Below are 832 nucleotides of genomic sequence, written 5' to 3'. Positions count from 1 at the left end.
AGCACCCGCCCGCGGGGGGTGCGCTGCACGAAGCCGCGCTGGATCAGGTACGGCTCGATGATGTCCTCGATCGCGTCCCGCGGCTCCGACAAGGCCGCCCCGATCGTCTCGATCCCCACAGGCCCGCCCCCGAACGAGCGCGCGATCAGGCTCAGGTACTTGCGGTCCATCACGTCGAGCCCTGCCTCGTCCACGTCGAGCAGCTTCAGCGCCCGGTCGGCGATCGCCCGCGTCACCGTCTCGGCCTCCGCCACGATCGCGAAGTCCCGCACCCGCCGCAGCAGACGCCCCGCGATCCGCGGCGTGCCGCGTGCCCGCCGGGCAATCTCGTTGGCGCCCTCCGCCGACATGCCGATCCCCAGCACCCGCGCCCCGCGGGCCACGATCTGCTCCAGCTCGTCGATCTCGTAGAACTCGAGCCGGATCGGGATGCCGAACCGGTCGCGCAGCGGCGTGGTCAGCAGGCCCGCGCGCGTGGTGGCGCCGACCAGGGTGAACTTGGGCAGCTCGATCTTGACCGAGCGCGCCGCCGGCCCTTCGCCGATGATCAGGTCGAGCTGGTAATCCTCCATGGCCGGGTAGAGGATCTCCTCGACCGCCGGGTTGAGCCGGTGGATCTCGTCGATGAACAGGACATCGCGCTCGTCGAGATTGGTGAGCTGGGCGGCGAGATCGCCGGCCTTGGCGATGACCGGCCCGGAGGTGGAGCGGAAGTTCACCCCGAGTTCGCGGGCGACGATCTGGGCGAGCGTGGTCTTGCCGAGCCCGGGCGGCCCGACGAACAGCACGTGGTCGAGCGCCTGGCCGGTCTTGCGGGCGGCCTCGATGAAGA

Annotated in this window: 1 protein-coding gene; it reads right to left on the bottom strand. The window is 70.9% G+C overall.

The genetic code is table 11. From position 1 onward, the window contains the following. Positions 1–832, bottom strand: an 832-nt coding sequence (gene ruvB / locus OXS27_RS32390) for a Holliday junction branch migration DNA helicase RuvB (RefSeq protein ID WP_267361758.1), incomplete at both ends; no start/stop codon positions are given.

Origin of the sequence: Methylobacterium sp. GC_Met_3 (assembly GCF_026540775.1) — a bacterium.
Lineage (GTDB): Bacteria > Pseudomonadota > Alphaproteobacteria > Rhizobiales > Beijerinckiaceae > Methylobacterium.
This window is presented reverse-complemented; position numbering and strand designations above follow the sequence as displayed.